This is a genomic window from Streptomyces sp. NPDC042100, assembly GCF_055582325.1.
In genome coordinates this window covers 367,836-390,742 of sequence record NZ_JBVJDK010000007.1, presented here as the reverse complement: position 1 = coordinate 390,742, position 22,907 = coordinate 367,836, and the positions used below count along the sequence as shown (strand labels likewise).

The 22,907-nt window shown below is 73.1% G+C and carries 18 protein-coding genes; 13 read left to right on the top strand and 5 right to left on the bottom strand.

Features of this window, described 5'->3' with window-relative positions:
- Positions 1-67 precede the first annotated feature (67 nt).
- The 7 genes from ACZ6J5_RS18735 to ACZ6J5_RS18705 all read left to right on the top strand — a co-directional run bounded on the left by ACZ6J5_RS18735 (position 68) and on the right by ACZ6J5_RS18705 (position 7,274).
- Positions 68-835: an NADase-type glycan-binding domain-containing protein gene (locus ACZ6J5_RS18735; RefSeq protein WP_469392769.1), complete on the top strand. Its 768-nt coding sequence runs from the start codon at positions 68-70 to the stop codon at positions 833-835.
- 72 nt (positions 836-907) lie between these two features.
- Positions 908-1,900 carry a dihydroxyacetone kinase subunit DhaK gene (dhaK, locus tag ACZ6J5_RS18730; protein ID WP_469392767.1) on the top strand — a complete coding sequence of 331 codons (993 nt, stop codon included), beginning with the start codon at positions 908-910 and terminating at the stop codon, positions 1,898-1,900.
- Between the two features lie 5 nt (positions 1,901-1,905).
- Positions 1,906-2,514, top strand: a complete 609-nt coding sequence (gene dhaL, locus ACZ6J5_RS18725; RefSeq protein WP_469392765.1) for a dihydroxyacetone kinase subunit DhaL — start codon at positions 1,906-1,908, stop codon at positions 2,512-2,514.
- Positions 2,511-2,918 carry a PTS-dependent dihydroxyacetone kinase phosphotransferase subunit DhaM gene (locus tag ACZ6J5_RS18720; protein WP_469392763.1) on the top strand — a complete coding sequence of 136 codons (408 nt, stop codon included), beginning with the start codon at positions 2,511-2,513 and terminating at the stop codon, positions 2,916-2,918. The genes dhaL and ACZ6J5_RS18720 overlap by 4 nt, the downstream gene beginning before the upstream one ends.
- A gap of 155 nt (positions 2,919-3,073) precedes the next feature.
- Positions 3,074-5,098 (top strand): oxidoreductase, encoded by a 2,025-nt coding sequence (locus ACZ6J5_RS18715; protein ID WP_469392761.1) that lies wholly within the window; start codon positions 3,074-3,076, stop codon positions 5,096-5,098.
- A gap of 110 nt (positions 5,099-5,208) precedes the next feature.
- Positions 5,209-5,742, top strand: coding sequence for a PadR family transcriptional regulator (locus ACZ6J5_RS18710; protein WP_469392759.1), 534 nt, complete (start codon positions 5,209-5,211; stop codon positions 5,740-5,742).
- Between the two features lie 137 nt (positions 5,743-5,879).
- The gene (locus ACZ6J5_RS18705) at positions 5,880-7,274 is read left to right on the top strand and encodes an FAD-dependent oxidoreductase (RefSeq protein ID WP_469392756.1); all 1,395 of its coding nucleotides are present in this window, start codon (positions 5,880-5,882) and stop codon (positions 7,272-7,274) included.
- Positions 7,275-7,400: 126 nt separating this feature from the next.
- On the opposite strand, the gene ACZ6J5_RS18700 is transcribed toward ACZ6J5_RS18705, so the two are convergent.
- Both ACZ6J5_RS18700 and ACZ6J5_RS18695 read right to left on the bottom strand, forming a co-directional pair.
- Positions 7,401-9,389 carry an FG-GAP-like repeat-containing protein gene (locus tag ACZ6J5_RS18700; protein WP_469392754.1) on the bottom strand — a complete coding sequence of 663 codons (1,989 nt, stop codon included), beginning with the start codon at positions 9,387-9,389 and terminating at the stop codon, positions 7,401-7,403.
- 220 nt (positions 9,390-9,609) lie between these two features.
- Entirely contained in the window at positions 9,610-10,074 is a 465-nt protein-coding gene (locus tag ACZ6J5_RS18695) for a pyridoxamine 5'-phosphate oxidase (RefSeq protein ID WP_469392752.1), read from the bottom strand.
- 259 nt (positions 10,075-10,333) lie between these two features.
- On the opposite strand from ACZ6J5_RS18695, the gene ACZ6J5_RS18690 reads away from it, so the two are divergent.
- The 3 genes from ACZ6J5_RS18690 to ACZ6J5_RS18680 are packed head-to-tail and all read left to right on the top strand — an operon-like array spanning position 10,334 to position 14,631.
- Complete coding sequence (locus ACZ6J5_RS18690) at positions 10,334-12,289, top strand: beta-glucoside-specific PTS transporter subunit IIABC (protein ID WP_469392750.1); 1,956 nt, start codon at positions 10,334-10,336, stop codon at positions 12,287-12,289.
- Positions 12,276-13,730 carry a glycoside hydrolase family 1 protein gene (locus tag ACZ6J5_RS18685; protein WP_469392749.1) on the top strand — a complete coding sequence of 485 codons (1,455 nt, stop codon included), beginning with the start codon at positions 12,276-12,278 and terminating at the stop codon, positions 13,728-13,730. The genes ACZ6J5_RS18690 and ACZ6J5_RS18685 overlap by 14 nt, the downstream gene beginning before the upstream one ends.
- A 55-nt stretch (positions 13,731-13,785) precedes the next feature.
- The gene (locus ACZ6J5_RS18680; RefSeq protein ID WP_469392747.1) at positions 13,786-14,631 is read left to right on the top strand and encodes a PRD domain-containing protein; all 846 of its coding nucleotides are present in this window, start codon (positions 13,786-13,788) and stop codon (positions 14,629-14,631) included.
- 30 nt (positions 14,632-14,661) lie between these two features.
- On the opposite strand, the gene ACZ6J5_RS18675 is transcribed toward ACZ6J5_RS18680, so the two are convergent.
- Positions 14,662-16,002 carry a DUF2252 domain-containing protein gene (locus ACZ6J5_RS18675; RefSeq protein WP_469392745.1) on the bottom strand — a complete coding sequence of 447 codons (1,341 nt, stop codon included), beginning with the start codon at positions 16,000-16,002 and terminating at the stop codon, positions 14,662-14,664.
- Positions 16,003-16,204: 202 nt separating this feature from the next.
- Here ACZ6J5_RS18675 and ACZ6J5_RS18670 point away from each other — a divergent pair, with 202 nt between their 5' ends.
- Positions 16,205-16,978, top strand: a complete 774-nt coding sequence (locus ACZ6J5_RS18670; RefSeq protein ID WP_469392743.1) for a GntR family transcriptional regulator — start codon at positions 16,205-16,207, stop codon at positions 16,976-16,978.
- Between the two features lie 81 nt (positions 16,979-17,059).
- Here the strand turns inward: ACZ6J5_RS18670 and ACZ6J5_RS18665 are convergent, their stop codons facing one another.
- Positions 17,060-18,592 (bottom strand): amino acid permease, encoded by a 1,533-nt coding sequence (locus ACZ6J5_RS18665; RefSeq protein WP_469392741.1) that lies wholly within the window; start codon positions 18,590-18,592, stop codon positions 17,060-17,062.
- Positions 18,593-18,654: 62 nt separating this feature from the next.
- Complete coding sequence (locus ACZ6J5_RS18660; protein WP_469392739.1) at positions 18,655-19,650, bottom strand: hypothetical protein; 996 nt, start codon at positions 19,648-19,650, stop codon at positions 18,655-18,657.
- A gap of 328 nt (positions 19,651-19,978) precedes the next feature.
- On the opposite strand from ACZ6J5_RS18660, the gene ACZ6J5_RS18655 reads away from it, so the two are divergent.
- Entirely contained in the window at positions 19,979-21,460 is a 1,482-nt protein-coding gene (locus tag ACZ6J5_RS18655; protein WP_469392737.1) for an FGGY family carbohydrate kinase, read from the top strand.
- Entirely contained in the window at positions 21,457-22,881 is a 1,425-nt protein-coding gene (locus tag ACZ6J5_RS18650; RefSeq protein ID WP_469392735.1) for an FAD-dependent oxidoreductase, read from the top strand. Before ACZ6J5_RS18655 ends, ACZ6J5_RS18650 begins: the two co-directional genes overlap by 4 nt.
- Positions 22,882-22,907: the final 26 nt, after the last annotated feature.

The following is a 22,907-nucleotide window of genomic DNA, read 5'->3' as shown; positions in this document are numbered from 1 at the left end:
GCCCACCCTCACACCCCCGCTCCCTCCCCCTCCCCCTCCTGCCTCTCCCTCCCCCTCCCCTTCCCCCGTGCAGCCGGCGAGGGCGGCGGTGGCGCGCCCGCGGGTGCGGGCGGTCCCGGCGGAGGAGGAGACGCCCGGGTCGCCCTGCCCGGCGTGCGGCACCCGCAACGCACCGGACCGCCGCTTCTGCCGCCGTTGCGCGGCCCGTCTGGACCCGCCCGTCGCGGCGCCGCCGCTGCCGTGGTGGCGTACGGTCTGGCCGTTCCGGCGCCGGGTCCGGGCGGGCTCGGGGCGGGCCGTGCGGCTCCTGGTGGTCCTGGCCGTGCTGCTGGCCCTGTGCGCGGCGGCGCTGTTCCTCCTCCCGGCGGGCCGCCGGGTGGTGGAGGACACGCGGGACAAGCTGAGCAAGGCGAAGGCGGTGACACCGTCGCTCGTACGGGCGAGCGGCGAGCTGGCCGGGCACCCGGCGGGCGACACGACGGACGGCCTCAGCAACCGCTACTGGGGCGCGCCGGGCGCGGGCGCCTCGGTGACGTACACGTTCGCCAGGCCCTTCCGGCTGGTGGACGTGATCATCACCAACGGGGCCTCGCAGGACCCGGAGGCGTACGCGGCGCAGGGGCGGGCCCTGCGGATCACGATGGAGGTGACGACGAAGGAGAACACCACGACGCGCACCACCCTCTCCCTCAGCGACAAGCCGGGATCGCAGACCTTCGCGACGGGCATCAGCGACGTGACGAAGGTCCGGCTGGTCCTGGGCGAGCCGGCGGGGCTGTCCCGGGGCCGCCATCTGGCCCTGGCGGAGGTGGAGTTCTTCCAGCGAAGCTCCTGAGAAGACCCGCGCCCGCGCGGCCGAGCTGCGAGGATCGTGATCAGCGACTTGTCTGTTCACGAGGAGGCGTCAGTGAGGATGTTGATCAACGTTCCGGAGACCGTGGTCGCGGACGCGCTGCGCGGGATCGCGGCGGCGCACCCCGATCTGAACGTCGACGTGGAGAACCGGGTGGTGGTGCGCCGGGACGCGCCGGTGGCCGGGAAGGTGGCGCTGGTCTCGGGCGGGGGCTCGGGACACGAGCCCCTGCACGCCGGGTTCGTGGGGCCGGGGATGCTCGCGGCGGCGTGCCCCGGGGAGGTGTTCACCTCGCCGGTGCCGGACCAGATGGTGCGGGCGGCGGCCGCGGTGGACAGCGGCGCGGGGGTGCTGTTCGTCGTGAAGAACTACACCGGGGACGTGCTGAACTTCGAGATGGCCGCCGAGCTGGCCGAGGACGAGGGCGTGCGGGTCGGGAAGGTCCTCGTCGACGACGACGTGGCCGTGACCGACAGCCTGTACACGGCGGGGCGGCGGGGCACGGGGGCGACGCTCTTCGTGGAGAAGATCGCCGGCGCGGCGGCCGAGGAGGGCGCGCCGCTGGAGCGGGTCGAGGCGATCGGGCGGCGGGTGAACGACCGGTCCCGGAGCTTCGGGGTGGCGCTCAGCGCGTGTACGACCCCGGCGAAGGGCTCGCCGACCTTCGACCTGCCGGACGGCGAGCTGGAGCTCGGCGTCGGCATCCACGGGGAGCCGGGACGCGAGCGGCGCCCCATGATGACCTCGGGGGAGATCGCGGACTACGCCGTGAACGCGGTCCTGGACGACCTCCGCCCCAAGGGCCCGGTGCTGGCGCTGGTGAACGGGATGGGCGCGACGCCGCTCCTGGAGCTGTACGGGTTCAACGCGGAGGTGCGGCGGGTGCTCGGGGAGCGCGGTGTGGCGGTGGCCCGCACGCTCGTCGGCAACTACGTGACGTCGCTGGACATGGCGGGCTGTTCGGTGACGCTGTGCGAGGCGGACGAGGAGCTGCTGCGCCTGTGGGACGCGCCGGTGCAGACGCCCGCGCTGCGCTGGGGCCGGTGAGCGGCGTGGGCGAACCGACGTACGACGCCGCGTTCTTCCGCTCCTGGCTGGAGCGGACGGCGGCGGCGGTGGACGAGCAGGCCGACCGCCTGACCGAACTGGACTCGGCGATCGGCGACGCGGACCACGGGGCCAATCTCAAGCGGGGCTTCACGGCGGTGGCGGCGGCCCTGGGTGCGGAGGAGGCGCCGACCCCCGGCTCGCTCCTCGGCTCGGCGGGGCGCCGCCTCATCTCGACGGTGGGCGGCGCGTCGGGCCCCCTCTACGGCACCCTGCTGCGCCGGACGGGCAAGGCGCTCGGCGAGGCTCCCGAGGTCTCCCGGAAGGAGCTGGCCGAGGCGCTGGCGACGGGCGTGGCCGCGGTGGCGCAGCTGGGCGGGGCGCGGGTGGGCGACAAGACGATGCTGGACGCGCTGGTCCCGGCGGCCGAGGCGCTGGGCACCTCGTTCGAGGCGGCGCGGGAGGCGGCGGAGGCGGGCGCGCTGGCGACCGTACCGCTCCAGGCGCGCAAGGGCAGGGCCAGTTACCTGGGCGAACGCTCGATCGGCCACCAGGACCCGGGGGCGACCTCGGCGGCACTCCTCATCACGGCACTCGCGGAGGCGGCGGCATGACGGACAAGCGCGTGGGCATCGTCCTGGTCTCGCACAGCGCGGCCGTGGCCACGGCCGTGGCGGACCTCGCGCGGGGCCTGGCGGGCGGCGGGGACACGTCGCCGGTCCTGCCGGCGGGCGGCACCCCGGACGGCGGCCTGGGCACCAGCGCGGACCTGGTCACGCAGGCCGCGAGGGCGGCGGACGCCGGCGCCGGGGTGGCCGTACTGGTGGACCTGGGCAGCGCGGTCCTCACCGTGAAGGCCCTGCTGGCCGAGGGCGACGAGCTCCCGGAGGGCACCCGGCTGGTGGACGCCCCGTTCGTCGAGGGCGCCGTCGCCGCCCTGGTGACGGCGAGCGCGGGGGGCGACCTGGACGCGGTGACGTCGGCGGCGCGGGAGGCGTACACGTACCGCAAGGACTGAGCGGGCCGGAGAGGACGGCCCCCGCCCCACCCACGAGCACCCACCCACCTGTGGTGTGCCCCACATCCCCCGCCCACCCTTATGCAACTAGTTGCACAAGCCTCCGCGGGTCGTCTACAACAGTCCGTGACGACCCCGCGCGAGGAGGCGCCCCCATGGCCCCGACCACCCCGTACCCGCACCTGCTGAGCCCGCTGGACCTCGGTTTCACCACGCTCCCCAACCGGGTGCTCATGGGCTCCATGCACGTGGGCCTGGAAGAGGCCGAGCACGGCTTCGAGCGGATGGCCGCGTTCTACGCGGAGCGCGCCCGGGGCGGTGTGGGCCTCATCGTCACCGGCGGCATCGCCCCGAACGACGCCGGCCGCCCCTGGGACGGCGGCGCCAAGCTGACGACCGCCGAGGAGGTGACCGAGCACCGCCTGATCACCGAGGCGGTGCACGAGGCCGGCGGCCGGATCGCGATGCAGATCCTCCACTTCGGCCGCTACGCCTACCACCCCGCCCTCGTCGCCCCGAGCCCGGTCAAGGCCCCGATCAGCCCCTTCGCGCCGAACGAGCTGTCGGACGCCGAGGTCGAGCAGACCGTCGAGGACTACGTGCGCTGCGCGGAGCTCGCCAAGGAGGCCGGCTACGACGGCGTCGAGGTCATGGGCTCCGAGGGCTATCTGATCAACGAGTTCATCGCGAGCGCGACCAACCACCGCACCGACCGCTGGGGCGGCTCGTACGAGAACCGGGTCCGCTTCCCGCTGGAGATCGTGCGCCGCATCCGCGAGCGCGTGGGCACGGACTTCATCCTGATCTACCGCCTGTCCATGCTGGACCTGGTCCCCGGCGGCTCGACCCTCGACGAGGTGACGGCCCTCGCGAAGGAGATCGAGGCGGCCGGCGCCACGATCATCAACACCGGCATCGGCTGGCACGAGGCCCGGATCCCCACGATCGCGACCTCCGTCCCGCGCGGCGCGTACACGTGGGTGACGAAGCGGCTCATGGGCTCGGTGTCGATCCCGCTCGTCACCAGCAACCGCATCAACACGCCCGAGGTCGCCGAACGTCTCCTCGCCGAGGGCCGGGCCGACATGGTGTCGATGGCGCGCCCGTTCCTGGCCGACCCGGACTTCGTGGCGAAGGCCGCGGCGGACCGTGCCGAGACGATCAACACCTGCATCGGCTGCAACCAGGCCTGCCTGGACCACACCTTCAGCCTGAAGATCACCTCGTGTCTGGTGAACCCGCGCGCCTGCCACGAGACGGAGCTGGTCCTCTCCCCCACCCGCCGCGCCAAGAGCGTCGCGGTCGTCGGCGCGGGCCCGGCGGGCCTGGCCTGCGCGGTGTCGGCGGCGGAGCGCGGGCACGCGGTCACGCTGTTCGACGCGGCGGCGGAGATCGGCGGCCAGCTGAACGTCGCCAAGCGCGTCCCCGGCAAGGAGGAGTTCGAGGAGACCCTCCGCTACTTCCGCGTCCAGCTCGCCGAGCGGGGCGTGGAGGTGCGCCTGGACACGCTGGTGTCGGCGGACGACCTGGCGGAGTACGACGAGGTCGTCGTGGCCACCGGCGTGACCCCCCGCACCCCGGAGATCGAGGGCGTCGACCACCCGAGCGTGGTCGGCTACCTGGACGTCCTGCGGCACGGCGCGCCGGTCGGCGAGCGGGTGGCGATCCTGGGCGCCGGCGGCATCGGCTTCGACGTGGCGGAGTTCCTGACCGACGGCGGCGAGGGCGCGAGCCAGGACCCGGAGACGTACTTCCGGCAGTGGGGCGTGGACACGGCGTACGCGTCGCGGGGCGGCCTGCGCGCCCCCGAGCGCCCCCGGCCGCCGCGCCAGGTGCACCTGCTCCAGCGCAAGACGACGAAGGTCGGGGCGGGCCTCGGCAAGACGACGGGCTGGATCCACCGCACAGAGCTGAAGCACCGCGGCGTGACGATGGTGGCGGGCGTGTCGTACGAGCGGATCGACGACGCGGGCCTGCACGTGACGATCGACGGCGAGGCGAAGGTGCTGCCCGTCGACACGGTGGTCCTGTGCACGGGCCAGGAGCCTCGGCGCGGTCTGTACGAGGAGCTGGTCGCGGCGGGCCGTACGGCGCACCTGATCGGCGGGGCGGACGTGGCGGCGGAGCTGGACGCCAAGCAGGCGATCGACCAGGGCACGAGGCTCGCCGCCACCCTGTGAGCGGGGCCCGGCGGCCCGGTGGCCGGCGGCCCTCGCGCGGGCGGCGACCGGCAGTCGGGCGGCCGGGCGGGCGCCTGCCCGGCCGCCGGGCCGAATCTAGGATGCGGGGCATGTCCCTCCCGCACGCGATCCTGACGGCGCTGCTCGAAAAGCCCTCCTCGGGCCTCGAACTGACGCGCCGCTTCGACCGGTCGATCGGCTACTTCTGGTCGGCCACCCACCAGCAGATCTACCGCGAACTGGGCAGGCTGGAGCAGGCGGGGCACATCCGCGCCCTGCCCGCCGAGGTCCCCGCGCGGGGCCAGAAGAAGGAGTACGAGGTGCTGCCGGCGGGCCGTGAGGAGCTCGCCGGCTGGGTGGACACACCGGAGGACCCGAAGCCGACGCGCTCGGCGCTGCTGCTGCGGATGCGGGCGGCGGCCGTGGTCGGCGGCCGGGACCTGCGGGCGGAGCTGGAACGCCATCTCGCCCTGCACCGAGGACAGTTGGCGGAGTATCTGGAGATCGAGGCCCGGGACTTCCCGCCGGAGCGGAGGGCGGCGGAGCCGGACCGGCTGCGGCACCTGGTGCTGCGGGGCGGGATCGACCTGGAACGCTTCTGGATCCAGTGGCTGAACGAGGCACTGACGGAACTCCCGCGCTGAAGGACCGCCACCCACCCCCTCCCCCGCTCCCGCTCCCCACCTCAGCTCACCTCATCCCACCCCACCCCACCCCCGCACGGTGGATACTGGTCCCTCCCGGACGGGACCGGCACATCCACTCACGCGAAAGGGCGAGAATGGCAAAGGAGTTGGGGCGCCGCGGGACACGTCACGCGGTCGTCATCGGGGGAAGTCTCGCGGGCCTGCTCGCCGCGAGGGTGCTGAGCGAACACGCCGAGCGGGTCACGGTGGTCGAGCGCGACCGCTACCCGGAGGGCCAGGAGGCACGGCCCGGCGTCCCGCAGGGCCGGCACCTCCACGTGCTGATCGAGGGCGGCCAGCGGGCGCTCGACGAACTGTTGCCGGGCTTCATGCGCGAACTGGCGGATCTGGGCGCGCCCAAGGTGGGCGTGCCGCAGGACATGATCCAGTGGCAGAACGGGCAGTGGTACCGCCGCACGGACGCGACGGCGCACTTCTACACCGGCCCGCGCCCGCAGTTGGAGTGGCTGGTGCGGCAGCGGGTCGCCGCCGACCCTCGGATCGAGATCGTCGAGGGCACCGAGACGGTCGGCCTCCTCGGGGACGCCGCGCGGGTGCGGGGCGTCCTGGTGCGGGAGCGCGGCGCTGGCGCGGACCGGGAGCAGCGGGCGCTGGAGGCGGATCTCGTGGTGGACGCCTCGGGCCGTTCGACGCGGGCGCCGGCCTGGCTCGAAGCCCTCGGCGCGGAGGCTCCGGTGGAGGAGAGGCTGGACACGGGCCTGGCGTACGGCACCAGGCTCTACCGCTCGCCGGCCGCGGACCCGTCCACGGACGCCCTGGGCTACTACATGGTGCCGGGCCCGCGTCAGGTGCACGGCGGAGTGGTGCTGCCGCTGGGCGACGGCCGGCACGTGGTGACGCTGTCGGGGCTGCGGGACGACGTGCCGTCGACGGAGGAGGGCCTGTTCGAGAAGTTCGCGGCGAAGCTGCCGCATCCGGTGGTGAGCGAGTGGCTGGCGAAGGCGGAGCCGCTGACGCCGGTGTTCGGTGCCCGCAAGACGGACAACGTGCGGCGCCGCTACGACCGTCCGGGGCGCCGCCCGGCCGGTTTCCTGTCGACGGGTGACGCGCTGTGCGCCTTCAATCCGATCTACGGGCAGGGCATGGCGGTCGCGGCGCTGTCGGCGCTGGCGCTGCGCGCGGCTCTCGGCGATCCGCGGCGCACGCCGACGACGCTGCGGGTGCAGCGGGCGCTGTTCGAGGCGTCCCGGCAGGCGTGGGACATCTCGGCGGGGGCCGACAAGAAGATGCCGGGGGCGACGGGCGACGCGCTGCGCCCGAAGGCGGCGGACCGGCTGACCGGCTGGTACCTGCGCCGGGTGCAGGAGCGGGCGGCGGGCGACCCGGTGGTGGGCACCCCGTTCCGGGAGGCGCTGACACTGACGGCTCCGCTGACGGTCCTGTTCAAGCCGTCGGTGGCACGCGCGGTGCTGTTCCGCCCGGTGCCGGAGACCCCCCAGGGCCCGCCGCTGCTGCGCGGGGAGCCTTAGGGAGCCCTGAGGAGTCCGTCGTCTCCGGCGAGCCCGCCCTACGCGGCCGGGCCCGCCGTAGTCGGTTGACGGCGCGGGGGGGCGACCACGATCGCCTCCCCGCGCCCTCACATCACGCCGCGAACGTCAGACGCAGCGTCCTTCCATCCAGTTGGTGAGGCCCGGCGTCCAGGAGGTGGCCAGACGGGTCACGTCGGCGTCCAGCGCCCGCTGCCACGAGGCGTAGTTGCCGGAGGCCGGCGGGGGCGGCTCCTGCCAGTCGACGACGTCGTACCAGTCGGGGAGGTCGTTGAGGGCCGCGGAGAGGCCCGCCGCGGTGACCCGGCTCCGGAGCACCGGATCCAGCTCCGCGTCATGCGTGTAGATCATGATCTCCTGGGACCCGATGCGCTTGGCGATCGGGGCGAGCACCTCGTTCCACGCCGCCTCCCGGATCGACGTGTCACCGCTGAGGAGCAGGTCTCTCGTCTCCTTCTTCACCTCCACCAGCACGGCCATGTCCAGGGCCTTGGCGCTGCCGAGCCACTCGTCGAACGTGTACACGGTCTCCCCGGCGTAGGGGCCGTGCTCGATGGTGCGTCCCTTGAGCGGATTCGGCCCGCTCGCCCACGTGAGGTCCGCGATGGAATCGGACGCCCCGGTCAGCCCGTAGGTGGTTCTGTTGTGCCACATGACGGCCTGCGTGCCGTTCTTGGTCAGCCGCAGATCGGCCTCGACGCCGCGCGCGCCCCAGCTTTTCTCCTGGGCGAGGCCCCGGGGGTGGTTCGCCGCGCGGATCTGGTCCTCTCGCCACCGCGTCACGTCCGCGGGCCACCCGCCGTGCCCGAACACCGTGGGGCAGTAGGGCAGCAGGGTGGGGCTGGTGTATCCCTCCATCATGTGGACCTGGCCGAAGGTCCAGTTGCCGGGCTCGGACTCCCAGCTGTGCAAGGGACCATTGAGGTGGCCGTCGGACTTGGCGGTGAAGGTGATCGTCTTCACCCGTCCGTCGGTGTAGCCGTAGAGGGTCGCCAGGTCGTCGCGGCCGTCCCCGTTGAAGTCACCGGTGACGATCTTCATGCGCGAGCGATCGTACGAGCCCGCCGCGAGGTTCAGCATCTCCCGCTGGGTGCCGGGCGGGGCGAACGCGCCGTCCGTCCCGAGACGGAAGCGGACCACGGCGTCGTGCCCGTCCGCGTAGTCGTACCAGGCGCCCAGTTCGTCACGCCCGTCACCGTCGAAGTCACCCGCGTGCAGACTCGTCTGCCGGAACGCCCAGCCCGTGGACTCCCAGCCGTGTACGGGCTCGGCGAAGCCGCCGTCGGTCCGCCCGGCCCAGTACATCAGCTTCACGCGGCCGTCCCGGTACCCGTACAGCGCCGCGAGGTCGTCGCGGCCGTCACCGTTGAAGTCGCCGGTGGCGAACTTCATGCGGTTGACGTACCAGCCGTCTGCGGCGGCCCGTTGGAAGGAGGAGAAGTGCGCGCCGAATCCGCCGTCCGGGCGGGCGAGCATCGTGAAGAGCTTGTCGCTGCCGTCTCCGTAGGCGTACCAGACGGCGACGTCGTCACGGCCGTCCCCGTTGAAGTCGCCGGACTGGGCGGTCATCGCGTCGAAGTTCCAGTTGCCCGGCGCCGCGGTCCAGGAGTGGAGCGGGGTCTGGAACGTGCCGTCGCCTCGGCCGAGCCAGGTCAGCAGGGTGACCCGGCCGTCCTCGTAGCCGTAGAAGGCCGCGAGGTCACCCACCCCGTCACCGTTGAAGTCGCCGGTGAGGCGCTTCATGTTCTCGACCCAGTAGTGGCCGGCGGGGGCCTCCCAGCCCACGCCGGGCGCGGCGAAGGCTCCGTCGGAACCGGCGAGGAAGGTCCGTACGGCGTCCTTCCCGTTCGCGTAGTCGTACCAGGCGGTCAGATCGCTGCGGCCGTCACCGTTGTAGTCGTGACGGGCTCCGCGGCCGGCGGCCCGGACAGCGGCGCCCGGTGCGGCTGCCTGGAGGGCCGGGGCGGCCGCAGTGCTGCCGGATGCCGGCGGCGTCCCCGCCTCGACCGACTCCGCCGGTCGCACAGGTGCCGCGGTGGCGGTGCCGGCGCCCGCCGACAGACCGAGCAGAGCGAAGCACAGCGCGGCAGAGCCCACCGCTATGGAAGGTCTCCTCATCCAGCTCTTCACATCCCTTGCCGTGGTGACGAGAAAAACGCACCCTCGGCGGGGTGCCTGGGGAGCGGACCACACACCGGCCGAATCACCCATCTCGCCACAGGCATGACAAAGGGATGATCGACGCCCTCGCGGCCGTCGATCATTAGATCACTGAAGATCGTTGGAGCTGCCGGAATTCTTCGCGGCCCCGAGGGCTTCAGCACTGCTCCGACGCGCTCCACTCCGTCTTGTGGCCGAATCCCCGGCTGTTGTCGATGAGCCGGAGCCAGCTCGGCCGGATCACCCAGTGGTCGGCGCGGGACAGGGCGCGGGCGAGGCGGCCGGCCGTGGCGACGAAGGGGTAGCGGCGCGCGTACGCGGCGCGCGCCTCCGCCAGGTCCTCGCCGCTCGCCCGCTCGCACAGGCCGCGGCCCTGGACGCCGGCGAGCGAGGGCCACGCCTGTCCGTCCTGGTGCGCGGTGAAGGCGACCCGCGCCTCCGGCGCCTGCCCGGCGAGGGCGACGCCGTGGCGGGTGGAGCGGGCGGTGAGGAAGACGAGGCCGCCCCGGTCGGTGACGGCGTAGAGCACGGCGCAGGCTCCCGGCCCGTCCTCGTCGGTGTAGGCGAGCGACAGGGTCGTGTGGGCGGCCAGCGCCTCGCGCAGCCGGTCGGAATGGCGCATGGGAAAGCTCCCGGATCAGACGCGTACGGTTCGGGAATCCCACCGTACGACGAATTCGGCACCGCGCGATCCACCTCCCCCACGGACCAACGTCCCACCGATACCGGGACCTTTGTCGTTTGACATTCCCCCCGGCCCGACCGGAGAGTGGGAGCAGGACATGTGACTGGTCAGGCAGGCAGGATCCGAGCACTTCACACGAAGGCAATTCGTGTGCGGAGCCCGGGTCCTTTTTTGTTGCCCGAAAAGGAGGTACGACATGGACGCGAACAGGAGCGCGGAGGCGATCCTCGAAGCGGTCGGCGGCGCCGGGAACGTCGCCGGGCTGCAGCATTGCTCGACGCGGCTGCGCTTCGCCCTGGTCGACGACGGGGCGGCGGACAAGGAGAGGCTGCGGGCGGCTCCGGGCGTGCTGGAGGTCGTGATGGGCCCGCCGCAGACCCAGGCGATCATCGGCAGCCAGGTGATCGAGGTCTACAACGCGCTGAACCGGCTGCTCGGCGGCGCCCCGTCCGGCGAGACGGCGGCACCGCAGGTCAAGCAGGCGTGGACGTGGAAGCGGGCCGGCAACACGCTGATGGACTTCGTGGTCAGCGTCTTCACCCCGGTGGTGCCCGCGATCGCCGGCGCCGGTGTGCTGAAGTCGCTGCTGATCCTCGTCTCGACGCTGGGCTGGGTCTCCGAGACCAGCCCGAGCTATCTGGTGCTGCTGGCGATCCCGAACGCGGTCTTCGCCTTCCTCCCCCTCTTCGTCGCCTACACCACGGCGAAGAAGCTGAGCGTGAATATTCCGCTGGCGGTCGCGGTCGTCGGAGTCCTGCTCTATCCGGGATTCACGGCACTTCTCCAGCAGGAGGGCGGAATATCCCTCTTCGGAATGACCGTGAAGAGCATCAGCTATGACTCGCAGGTGTTCTCGGCCATTCTCTCGGTCCTCTTCCTCGCGGTGGTCGAGCGTTTCTTCAACAGGATCACCCCGGGACCGATCCGGGTGTTCTTCGTCCCGATGATGTGCTTCTTCATCGTCGTCCCGGCGACCGTCCTCTTCCTGGGCCCGCTCGGCTACAACATGGGCACCGTGCTGACGTCCGGGATGCTGTGGCTGCACTCCACGCTCGGCTGGGTCGCGGTCGCGCTGCTCGCCGCCGCGCTGCCGTTCGTGATCGCGGTGGGGATGCACAAGGCGTTCCTTCCGCCGACGCTGAACACGATGGGCGCCACCGGCGCCGAGCTGCTCTACCTGCCCGCCTCGCTCGCCCACAACATGGCCGAGGCCGGCGCCACCTTCGCCGTCGCCCTGCGGACGAAGCGGACGGACCTGCGCGCCACGTCCTTCTCGTCCGGTGTCTCGGCCCTGTTCGGCATCACCGAGCCGGCGCTCTACGGCGTGACGCTGCAGAACCGGCGGGCGCTCCTCTCGGTCGTCGCCGGCGCCTTCGCCGGAGGCACGTACGTGGGCATCACCCACGTGTCCGCGCACGCCGTCGTCGGTCCGGGCCTCGCCTCGATGTCGATGTTCGTGAACAGCGCGACCCCGCACAACATCCTGCACGCCGTCATCGGCCTGCTGGTCGCCTTCGCCGCCGCGTTCCTCGTCGCCGCCGTGACCTGGAAGGACGCGGGCGGCACGCCCGCCGGCGACGAAGGGAAGGCCCCGGACACCGCCGGGACCACGGAGGCCGAGGAGGCCACGGAGGCCGCAGAGGCCGGCGCCGGGGCCGCCGACACCGTCCCGGCCCGCGGCGCCCTCCTCATCGCCCCCGTCACCGGCACCGCGATCGCGCTGAGCGAGGTCCCCGACCCCGTGTTCAGCGGCGGCGTCCTCGGCGAGGGACTCGCCGTCGAGCCCTCCTCGGGCCGCTTCCTCGCCCCGGTCGGCGGCACCGTCACCTCCCTGCTCCCCTCGAAGCACGCGGTCGGCATCACCACCGAGGACGGGGCCGAGGTCCTGATCCACGTCGGGATCGACACCGTGAAGCTGAACGGCGAGCACTTCACCGCGCACATCGCCCAGGGCGACCGCGTCACGGCCGGCCAGCCGCTCCTGGACGTGGACCTGGACGGCGTCCGCGCCGCCGGGTACGCGCTCACCACCCCCGTCATCGTCCTCAACACCGGGGCGTACACGGTCGCCGACCTGGCCACCGGGCCGGTCGAGGCCGGTGCCCCCCTCGCCCTCATCCGTGAGAAGGAGCTCGCTCATGTCACTGCCTGACGGTTTCCTCTGGGGCGGCGCACTCGCCGCCAACCAGGTCGAAGGCGCCTGGAAGGAAGGCGGTCGCGGCCCCGCCGTCTCCGACGTCGCCGCCTACAAGCCCCACCTCGACCCCACCGAGTACGCCGCGTTCCACACCTGGACCAAGGAGGGCGTGGAGAAGGCGATCGCCGACCCCGACGACGCGGCCTACCCCAAGCGGCGCGGGATCGACTTCTACCACCGCTACCCCGAGGACCTGGCGCTCTTCGCGGAGATGGGCTTCAAGACCCTGCGGGTGTCGATCGCCTGGACCCGGCTCTTCCCGACCGGCGAGGAACAGGAGCCGAACGAGGAGGGCGTCGCCCACTACACGGCGATGTTCCGGGAGATGCGCCGCCTGGGCATCGAGCCGCTGGTCACGCTCTCGCACTACGACCCGCCGCTGCACCTGGCGCTGAAGAACAACTGCTGGGTCGAGCGCTCGACGATCGCGCTGTTCGAGCGGTTCGCGAAGGTGTGCTTCGAGCGCTTCGGGCCGTACGTGAAGCTGTGGCTGACGTTCAACGAGATCGACGGCATCCTCCGCCACCCGTTCACGTCCGGCGGCATCATCCCGGAGACGCTCACCGGCATGAGCGAGGAGCAGGCCTGCTACACGGCGCTGCACCACCAGTTCGTGGCGGGCGCCTCCGTGACCCGGATGCTGCGCGAGCTGGTCCCCGACGCGCGCATGGGCTGCATGCTGACGATGCTGACGACGTACCCGAACACCTGTCACCCCGAGGACGTGGCCGCCACCCAGCTCAAGGAGCGGATGCTGTACCTGTGCACGGACGTGCAGGCCGGCGGCGGCTATCCGCGCCTCGCGCTCAAGGCCCTCGAACGGCGGGGCGTCACGATCCCCTTCGAGGACGGCGACACGGAGCTGCTGGCCGCGCACCCTGCGGACTTCGTCTCCTTCTCGTACTACATGTCGATGACGGAGTCCGTACGGCCCGACGCCGAGCGCACGCCCGGCAACACGGTCCTCGGCGTGAAGAACCCGTTCCTCCCGTCCAGCGAGTGGGGCTGGCAGATCGACCCGGTGGGGCTGCGGATCTCCCTCATCGACCTGTACGACCGGTACGGCAAGCCGCTGTTCATCGTCGAGAACGGGCTCGGGATGCGGGACGAGCTCACCGAGGACGGCCGGGTCCACGACTCCTACCGGATCGACTACTTCCGGGCGCACTTCGCGGAGATGATCCGGGCCGTCGACGAGGGCGTGGAGCTGATGGGCTACACGAGCTGGGCCCCGATCGACCTGATCAGCGCGTCCACCTCGCAGATGTCGAAGCGGTACGGATTCGTCTACGTCGACCAGAATGACCTCGGCGAGGGCACCGGCCGCCGCATCCGCAAGGATTCCTTCGACTGGTACCGGAAGGTCATCGCCACCAACGGCGCCGACCTCAGCTGACCCGACGCCCCACACCGTCCGCTCGCCGACGGCCAGAACCACGAGGGAGTGCACCGTGCCACCCGACCCGGTCTACACGATCAAGAAGGTGCTCAACTCCAGCGTGGTCCTGGCCGTCGACGCGCTGGGCGTGGAGCGCGTCCTGCTCGGCAAGGGCATCGGCTACGGGCACAAGCCGGGCGAGGCCGTCCCGCCGGACGCCGCCGACCAGGTCTTCGTCGGGCTCGGCGACGCCGACCGGCAGGGGCTGCTGGAGCTCCTGTCGGCGATCCCGGCCGACTATCTGGAACTGACCCGTGAGGTCGTGGCGCTCGCCGCCGACGCCGGACTCGACCTCGACCCGCACGTCTACCTCGCCCTGACCGACCACCTCCACTTCGCCGTCGTCCGGTCCCGGCAGGGGATGCGGGTGGTGAACCGCTTCTCCTGGGAGATGCGGACGCTCTATCCGCGCCAGTGGGCGATCGGCCTGCGCACGGTGGCGCTGCTGCGTGAGCGCCTGGGCGCCGAGCTGCCCGAGGACGAGGCGGCGAACGTGGCCTTCCACCTGGTGAACGCGGACTCGTCCGCCGGGCACGCCGACCCGATGCAGGTCGTCTCCTTCATCAGCTCCGTGCTCCAGATCGTCACCCACACCACCGCCGCCCACTTCGAGCAGGACGACCTCAACCGCTCCCGTTTCGTCTCGCACCTCCAGTACTTCGCCGAGCGCCTCTTCTCCGGGCGGCTCCTGACCAGCCCCGACGACTTCCTCCACCAGCAGCTCGCCGCGCGCTACCCGCGCGCGATGGGCGCGGCGGACCGGGTGGCGAAGTACGTGGAACAGACGTACGGGGTGACGCTGCCGAAGGAGGAGGTCGCGTACGTCGCCCTGCACGTGGCCCGGGTCGCCCCGGAGTAGCCGGAGCGGCCCCGCACCGGCCCCCGGCCCTCACACCCCCGGGGCCGCCGTGACCACCCCGGCCGCGATGCCGGCGCTGAGCGCCGCGTAGTCGTCGGCGTTCTGGGCCGCGTAGCGCAGGGCGAAGTCGGCGATGCCCCGGTCGAAGACGTCGGAGGAGCCGAGGTACGCGGCGATGGCGACGCGGTCGCCGGAGCGGGCGTGGGCGCGGGCGAGGGCCCGCCCGCACAGCCGCGCGTACTGGCGGAGCACGGCCGGGGACATGGTCTCGACCTCGGCGGAGCCCTTCATGTCGCGCAACTGGCGCCAGTAGAAGTGACGTTGCTCGGGCCCGGTCATCCAGCCGAGGAAGATGTCGCTGGCGGCCTGGGTGAGGCGCTGTCCGCAGACGACCCGGCGGCCCTGGTGGGTGAAGACGCTGGGGACGAGGTACTGCTCCAGGACCGAGGGCCCGGCCTCCTTGATCTGGAGGAAGAGCGGGTCGGTGTCGTCGCGGCCCTCCAGGAGGAGGATGAAGCAGCGGGTGCCGACGCTGCCGACGCCGACGACCTTGCGGGCGGTGTCGACGTAGCGGAAGCGGTCGAGGAGCATCCGGCGCTCCTCGGAGAGCGAGCTGCGGTAGTCGCTGAAGATCTTCCCGATGGTGACCCGGTCGACGTCGGTGACGCGTTCGAGCAGCGGCGGGTCCTCGACGATGTGCCGCCCGGTCTCGTCCTTCCGGGTGAGTTTGCCGAAGGCCTGGAGGCTGGTGCGGCGGCGGGCGTGGGCGAGCCGCTGCTCCAGGCGCTTGCGGTCGGCGGCACGGCTGACGAGGGAGGCGACGTCCTCGGCGGAGATCCGCTCGTACCAGACGTCGAGTTCGCCGAGCCCGGCGAGGCGGCGCATGGCGGCGCGGTAACCCTCGGCGGAGACCTGGGCGGCGCGGTGGGCCTTGGCCTTGGTGGTGCCGTTCTGGAGGGCGGCGACGGCGATGGAGGCGGCGAGCCGCTTCACGTCCCACTCGAAGGGGCCGGGCAGCGTCTCGTCGAAGTCGTTCACGTCGAAGAGGAGCGTCCGTTCGGGTGAGGCGAACACGCCGAAGTTCAGCAGGTGGGCGTCGCCGCAGAGCTGGACGGTGAGTCCGGTGTGGCGCTGGGCGGCGAGGTCGGCGGCCATGACGGCGGCGGCGCCGCGCAGGAAGGCGAAGGGGGAGACGGCCATGCGGCCGTAGCGGATCGGGACGAGTTCGGGGACCCGGTCGAGGGACTGGCGTTCCAGGACGCCCAGCGGGTCGGGACGCTGCGAGGAGGGTATCCAGCGGCCGTGCGAGGAGCGGGGGACGCGCTTGCGCGCGGCCCGGCCTCTCTCGGCCCGTTCGGAGGGTGTCGTCATCCGGCCTCACCCGCTTCTTCCAGCGTCGCTGCCTCCGCTGTTCCGTTGCGATCCATTACAAATCGGGACACCCGATTCGGCCACTCTCGGCGAACGGACTTCCAGAATGGTTTAGACCAATGATAGGAATTGCTCACCCACGCGGTTCGCACGCTCACGCCGAGCAATCGTCGAACCATGCATGACAGAGAGGGTCCGTGACATGGCCGAGCCCGTTTCCGAGCCCGGAGCGAGGGCGGCGCTGCCGCTCTACCTCCGGGTCGCCGCAGTACTTCGGGACGACCTCATCCAGCGCCGCATCGCCCCCGGCAGCCGGCTGCCGTCCGAACGCCACCTCGCCCACCGCTTCCACGTCAACCGGCAGACGGTGCGCGGCGCGCTCCAGCTGCTGCGGGACGAGCGGCTCGTGGTCACCGACCGGCGGGGCACCTTCGCCGCCTCGGCGGACCACGAGCAGCGGGGGCCGGGCCCGACGGCCCCGCGGCGCTCCTTCCCCGGGGGCCCCCGGGCGGCCGACGCGCTGGTGCGCGCCGCGCTGTCCTGGGAGGCACCGCCGGGGGCGCTCGCCGCGCGGCTTTCGCTGGCGCCCGGGGAGCCGACGCTGGTGCACCGGCACGCGGTGCTGACCCCTTCGGGGGTCTCGCTCCAGCGGTCGGTGTCCTGGTTCTCCCGCCCCGCGCTCCTGGAGATCCCGCAGCTGGCCCGCTACCGGCGCGGCGCCGAGCACTCTCGGCAGCGGCCCGACCTGCGGCTGCTCTACCACTGGATGCACCACGCGGGGCTGCGCACCACGCACCGGGAGTCGGTCGGGGTGCCGCAGGACACCGCCGGCCACCCGGCGGACCGCATGTCCGCCGGGGCGGCACGGCTGAGCGTCCACCGGGTGGTGAGCGACCAGCACGGGCACGCGCTGGAGGTCACCGACATCGACGTGGCGGCCCGGACGGGCTCCTGGACCTACGAGTTCAGCGGCTGACACCCGGCCGGCGGGGCCCGTCCACCCCGCCCGCCCGGCAGCCCGGCCGCACCCGTCCGTGGCCCGTCCCGCCAGGCCCCGTCAGACGATGCCCTCCGCGATCTCCGCCTCCTCGCGGGCGTTGCCGTAGGCCGCGGGGGTCCCGTACGAGCGGCGGGCGACGTACCACCAGACGCTGGCGAGCACGAGCACCACGGCCAGCGCGATGACCGCGTAGTTCATGCTGTCGACGGTCACCGGCGACTTCTGCGGCAGGCAGAAGAGCACGGTCACGCCGGCCACCCAGACCACCGCGATCCAGCCGATCGGCTTGCTCCACCGGCCCAGGTTCCACGGGCCGGGGACGAAGTCGCGCCCCTTGCGCAGCCGCAGGTAGATCGGGATGGCGTAGGCGGGCGTGATGCCGATGACGTTGATGGCGGTGACCGCCCCGTACGCGGTGGCGGAGTACAGCGACGGCAGGGCGAGGACCGCCGCGACCGCGACGGACAGCCAGACGGCCGGCACCGGGGTCTGGGTGCGGCTGCTGACCCGGCGCCAGAGCGCGGAGCCCGGCAGCGCGTTGTCGCGGCTGAAGGCGAAGACCATGCGGCTGGCGGCGGCGACCTCCGCGTTGCCGCAGAAGAGCTGGGCGACGATCACCACGAGCAGCAGCGCCTTGGCGCCGCCTTCGCCGAGCGCGTCAAGCAGAATCTGGGCGGGCGGCACGCCGGTCGCGCTGTTCTGGGTGCCCACGTAGTCCTGGATGGCGAAGGTCAGCCCGGCGAGCAGGGCGAAACCGGCGATCCAGGAGGCCCAGATGGCGCGGACGATTCCCTTGGCGGCGGTCACCGAGGCGTTCGCGGTCTCCTCCGAGAGGTGGGCGGAGGCGTCGTAGCCGGAGAAGGTGTACTGCGCGAGGAGCAGCCCGATCGCGGCGACGTAGAGCGGGTTGGCCCAGCCGGTGTCGTTCACGAACTCGGTGAAGACGAAGGTGGCGGACTGGTGGTGGTCGGGCACGATCGCCAGCGCGCCGACGATGAGGGCGACGCCGCCGAGGTGCCACCAGACGCTGATCGAGTTGAGCACGCTGACCAGGCGGACGCCGTAGAGGTTGAGCACGGCGTGGACCAGCAGGATCACCAGGAAGATCAGGAAGGTGGAGCCGGCGGTGGGGGCGATGCCCCACTGGAGGTTCAGGAAGGCGCCGGTGAACAGGGCGGCGCCGTAGTCGATGCCCGCGATGGCGCCGAGCAGACCGAGCAGATTCAGCCAGCCGGTGTACCAGCCCCAGCGGCGTCCGCCGAGCCGGTCCGCCATGTAGTAGAGCGCCCCGGAGGTGGGGTAGGCGCTGGTGACCTCGGCGAGGGCGAGACCGACGCACAGCACGAAGAGCCCGACACCAGCCCAGCCCCACAGCATGACGGCGGGGCCGCCGGTGCCGAGGCCGAAGCCGTACAGGGTCATGCAGCCGGAGAGCACGGAGATGACCGAGAAGCTGATGGCGAAGTTGCCGAAGCCGCCCATCCGGCGGGCGAGGACCGGCTGGTAGCCGAGCTCTCTGAGCCTCGCCTCCTCGGCGTCCTGCGCCGGTGGCGGCTTGCGTATCGCGTCGGTGGGGGCGGTGCGGGACATGCGTTCCTCCGGGGACGGGACGTACGGGGGTGTTGGTGGGGGGGGAGACGCGCGGCGGCCGGTCAGGCGCCCGGCCGGGACTCCGGGGCGCCGAGGCAGCGGGCCCTGGCCCGCAGGAAGACCTCCTCGGCGGGCCCGCGTTCGTCGGGGACGGGCGTGCGGTACGCCCAGGGCTGCGGGGTCCAGTACGGGCCGAGCGCCTCGAACACCCGGGCCCCGTCGGCGAACTTGAGCGCGCCGTACAGGGCATGGGCCAGGTGGTTGAGGTCGAGCAGGCTGGCCTCCTCGGTGGCGCTGAAGAGGAACCAGGTGTCCATGGCCCGGCGGGCGTCGCGGACCGCGTCCTCGGCGACCCAGTGCAGGTCGAGGGCGCGCTCGTGGCCGCGGTCGCGCCGGTAGCGCTCGACGCGCACGTACAGCGGGAGGGCGTGCAGCGCGGAGCCGACGGGGGCGGAGGAGGAGGCCCACTGGGCGTAGTTGACGGCCTCGGAGAGCGGTCCGGGCCGCCGGGCGTAGACGAACTGGAGCATCCGGTGGTGCGCCTCCCGGTTGTACGGGTCGCGCTTCTCGGCCTCGGCGAGCAGTCCCCAGGGGCCGGGCGGCAGCATGGGCGCGGGCGGCGGGAGCCGGTGCTCGGCCATGCTCTGCCGGGTGTCGAGCAGGGAGAGGGCGAGCCGGCCGACCCAGGGCACCGGGTCGGCGGGGGCCCGCTCGACGGCCTCCCGGCAGGCGGTCCAGGCCTCCTGCCAGAGCTCGCGGGTCCGGGCGTGGGCGGCGCGGTGGGCGCGGACGGCGCGCTCGACGGCGACGCGGGAGTGCATGACGGCGGCGGCGATGGAGTCGGGCTGCTCGGCGCGCCAGGCGGCGACGACGTCGGTGCCGGCGGCGACGGCGGCGAGGACCTGGGTGCGGCGGGTCCAGCCCGGCCAGCCGGCGGTCTCGTCGAGGAGCCGGGCCATGGCCACCCAGCGGCCGGTGCGCAGGTCCTGGACGGCACCCCGTAAGGCGTGGTCGTGGCCCGCCGGGTGGTAGACGGGCCGGAAGCCCTGTGCGGCCATCAGGGGGCCGTACGGGGGGTGGGGGACGCCGGGTGGCGGGTGGGAGACATCATTCCTCGGTGAGGTGGGTGGAGGGGCTGGTCGGTCCCCTTGGCCATCCCGGCCGTTGATCGGCGATCACTATAGAGGTCGCTGGACGTGACCGGTCCACTTTCATCTGTGACCGTAACTATCAAGCCAGCGACTGAATTTGACTTTATGTCAGTGGTGTTTCGGAAACTGACGGGCTCTCCCCGTACGTCTTGACGGGGCGTCCCCGCTGCATCAGGCTGACCGGTTCCACGATCAAGGATCCCCACCCACCGCACAGCAGCAGGGAGTCGCGCGCATGACGGGCCCGGTACTCGCCGTCGACCAGGGCACGTCGGGCACCAAGGCGCTCGTCGTCTGCCCCGAACGCGGGGTGATCGGGACCGGCTTCGCCCCCGTGCACCCCCGCGCCCTGCCCGGCGGCCTGGTCGAGGTGGACCCCCGTGAGCTGTACGCCTCCGTCGTCGCGGCCGGCCGCACGGCGCTCGCCGAGGCCGGCGCGCCCGTCGTCGCGGTGGGCCTCGCCAACCAGGGCGAGACCGTCCTCGCCTGGGACCCGGCCACCGGGGAACCGCTCACCGACGCCCTCGTCTGGCAGGACCGCAGAGCCGCCGCACTCTGCTCCGAACTCGCCGCGCACGAACCGGAGTTGAAACGTATCACCGGCCTGCCGCTCGATCCCTACTTCGCCGCGCCCAAGATGGCCTGGATCCGCCGCAGCCTCACCGGGGCCGGAGTGGTCACCACGAGCGACTCCTGGCTCGCGCACCGGCTCACGGGCGCCTTCGTCACCGACACGGCCACCGCGGGGCGCACCGGGCTGCTCGACCTGGACACCGCCGCCTGGTCCGGGGCCGCGCTCGACACCTACGGCCTCGGCGGGGAACGTCTGCCGCGCGTGGTGGACTGCGACACGCCGGTCGGCACCACCACCGCCTTCGGACCACCGCTCCCGCTGACCGGGCTCCTCGTCGACCAGCAGGCGGCCCTGCTCGCCCAGCACGTCACCGAGCCCGGCACCGCCAAATGCACGTACGGCACGGGGGCGTTCCTGCTCGCCCAGACCGGCGGCGCGCCGCGCCGGGGCGACTCCGGCCTGGTGTCCTGCGTCGCCTGGCGGCTGCGCGGGCGCACCAGCTACTGCCTGGACGGGCAGGTCTTCACGGCCGCCTCCGCCGTCCGCTGGCTCACCGGGCTCGGCGTGATCACGGGAGCCGCCGACCTCGACCCCGTCGGCGGCTCGGTGCCCGACACGGGCGGCGTCACCTTCGTCCCCGCGCTCGCCGGACTCGCCGCCCCCTGGTGGCGCGGCGAGGTGCGCGGCTCGCTCACCGGACTCGGCCTCGACACCGGCCCCGGGCACCTGGTCCGGGCGCTGTGCGAGGGGATCGCGGCGCAGGTGGTGGAGCTCGCCGGGGCCGCGGCGGCCGACCTCGGCGCCCCGCTGACCGCGCTGCGGGTGGACGGCGGGCTGACCCGCTCGGCGCTGCTGATGCAGACGCAGGCCGACCTGCTCCAGCGGCCCGTCGAGGTCTCCGCGCTCCCCGACGCCACGGCGCTCGGCGTGGCGGCGGTCGCCCGCCTCGGCCACTCCCCCGGACTCGCCGTCCACGAGGCCGTACCGGAATGGAAGCCGTCCGCCGTGTACGAGCCCCGCATCCCGCCCGCCGAGGCGGCGGAGCGCCTGGCCCGCTTCCGCACCGCCGTGGACGGGCTGCTCGCGGGCGGGGCCGCGCGGGGCACGGCCCCCGGAGCGCCCCTCGGGGTGACCGCCCCGTGAGCGTCACCCGTCGCGGGGCCCTGCCGGACAGCGCGGCGCCGGGCGGCGCGTACGACGTCGCCGTCGTCGGCGCGGGGGTGGTCGGCTGCGCGATCGCGCGGGAGCTGGCCAGGTACCCCTCCCTGCGGGTCGCGCTCGTGGAGGCCGCCGGGGACGTCGGCGAGGGCAGCTCCAAGGCGAACACGGCCATCCTGCACACCGGCTTCGACGCCGTCCCGGGCTCCCTGGAGGCCCGGCTGGTCCGCGAGGGCTCCCGTCTCCTGGCCGCGTACGCCCGGGAGACCGGCATCCCGGTCGAGCCCGTCGGCGCGCTGCTGGTCGCCTGGGACGAGGAGCAGTCCGCCGCGCTCCCCGGGCTCGCCGCCAAGGCCGCGCGCAACGGGCACCACGGCACCCGGCTCGTCGGCGCCGCCGAACTCCGCGCGCTCGAACCCCACCTGGGCCCCGGGGCGCTCGGCGCGCTCGCGGTGCCCGGCGAGTCGGTCGTCTGCCCCTGGACCACGCCGCTCGCCTACGCCACCCAGGCCGTGCGCTCCGGGGCCGACCTGCACCTGGACTGCCCGGTCGAGAAGGTGCGGCCCGGCGGCCCCGGGGCGCCGCACCGGCTGATCACCCGGCGCGGCGTCCTGCGCGCCCGCTACCTGGTCAACGCCTGCGGCCTGTACGCCGACGCGTTCGACGCGCTGGTCGGGCGGTACGACTTCACCGTCACCCCTCGGCGCGGACAGCTCCTCGTCTTCGACAAGTTCGCGCGCGGGCTCCTCCGGCACATCCTGCTGCCGGTGCCCGGCGCCCTCGGCAAGGGCGTGCTCATCGCCCCGACCGTGTACGGCAACGTGATGCTCGGCCCGACCGCCGAGGACCTGGACGACAAGACCGCGACCGGCTCCACGGCGGAGGGCCTCGCCGGACTGCGCGCCCAGGGGCGGCGGATCCTGCCCGCGCTGCTGGACGAGGAGGTCACCGCCGTCTACGCGGGGCTGCGGGCCGCCACCGGCGCCGAGGACTACCGGATCGCCGCCCACCCGGAGCTGCGCTACGTCACCGTGGGCGGGATCCGCTCCACCGGGCTCACCGCCTCCCTCGCCCTCGGCCGGCACACCGTGGAGCTCCTCGCCGGCGCGGGCCTGGACCTCGGGCCCGAACGGCCCCTCGCCCCGGTGGCGATGCCGAACCTGGGCGAGGCGTTCCCCCGCCCGTACCGGGACGCCGCGCGCATCGCCCGCGACCCCGCGTACGGCGAGATCGTCTGCCACTGCGAGCGGGTCACCCGGGGCGAGATCCGCGACGCGCTCGCCTCGCCCGTGCCGCCCGCCTCGCTCGACGGACTGCGGCGCAGGACCCGTGCGCGCGGCGGCCGCTGCCAGGGCTTCTCGTGCGGGGCCGCCGTACGGGCGCTGTTCGAGGAGGGCACGGCGTGACGGACGCGGCATCGGCATCGGCATCG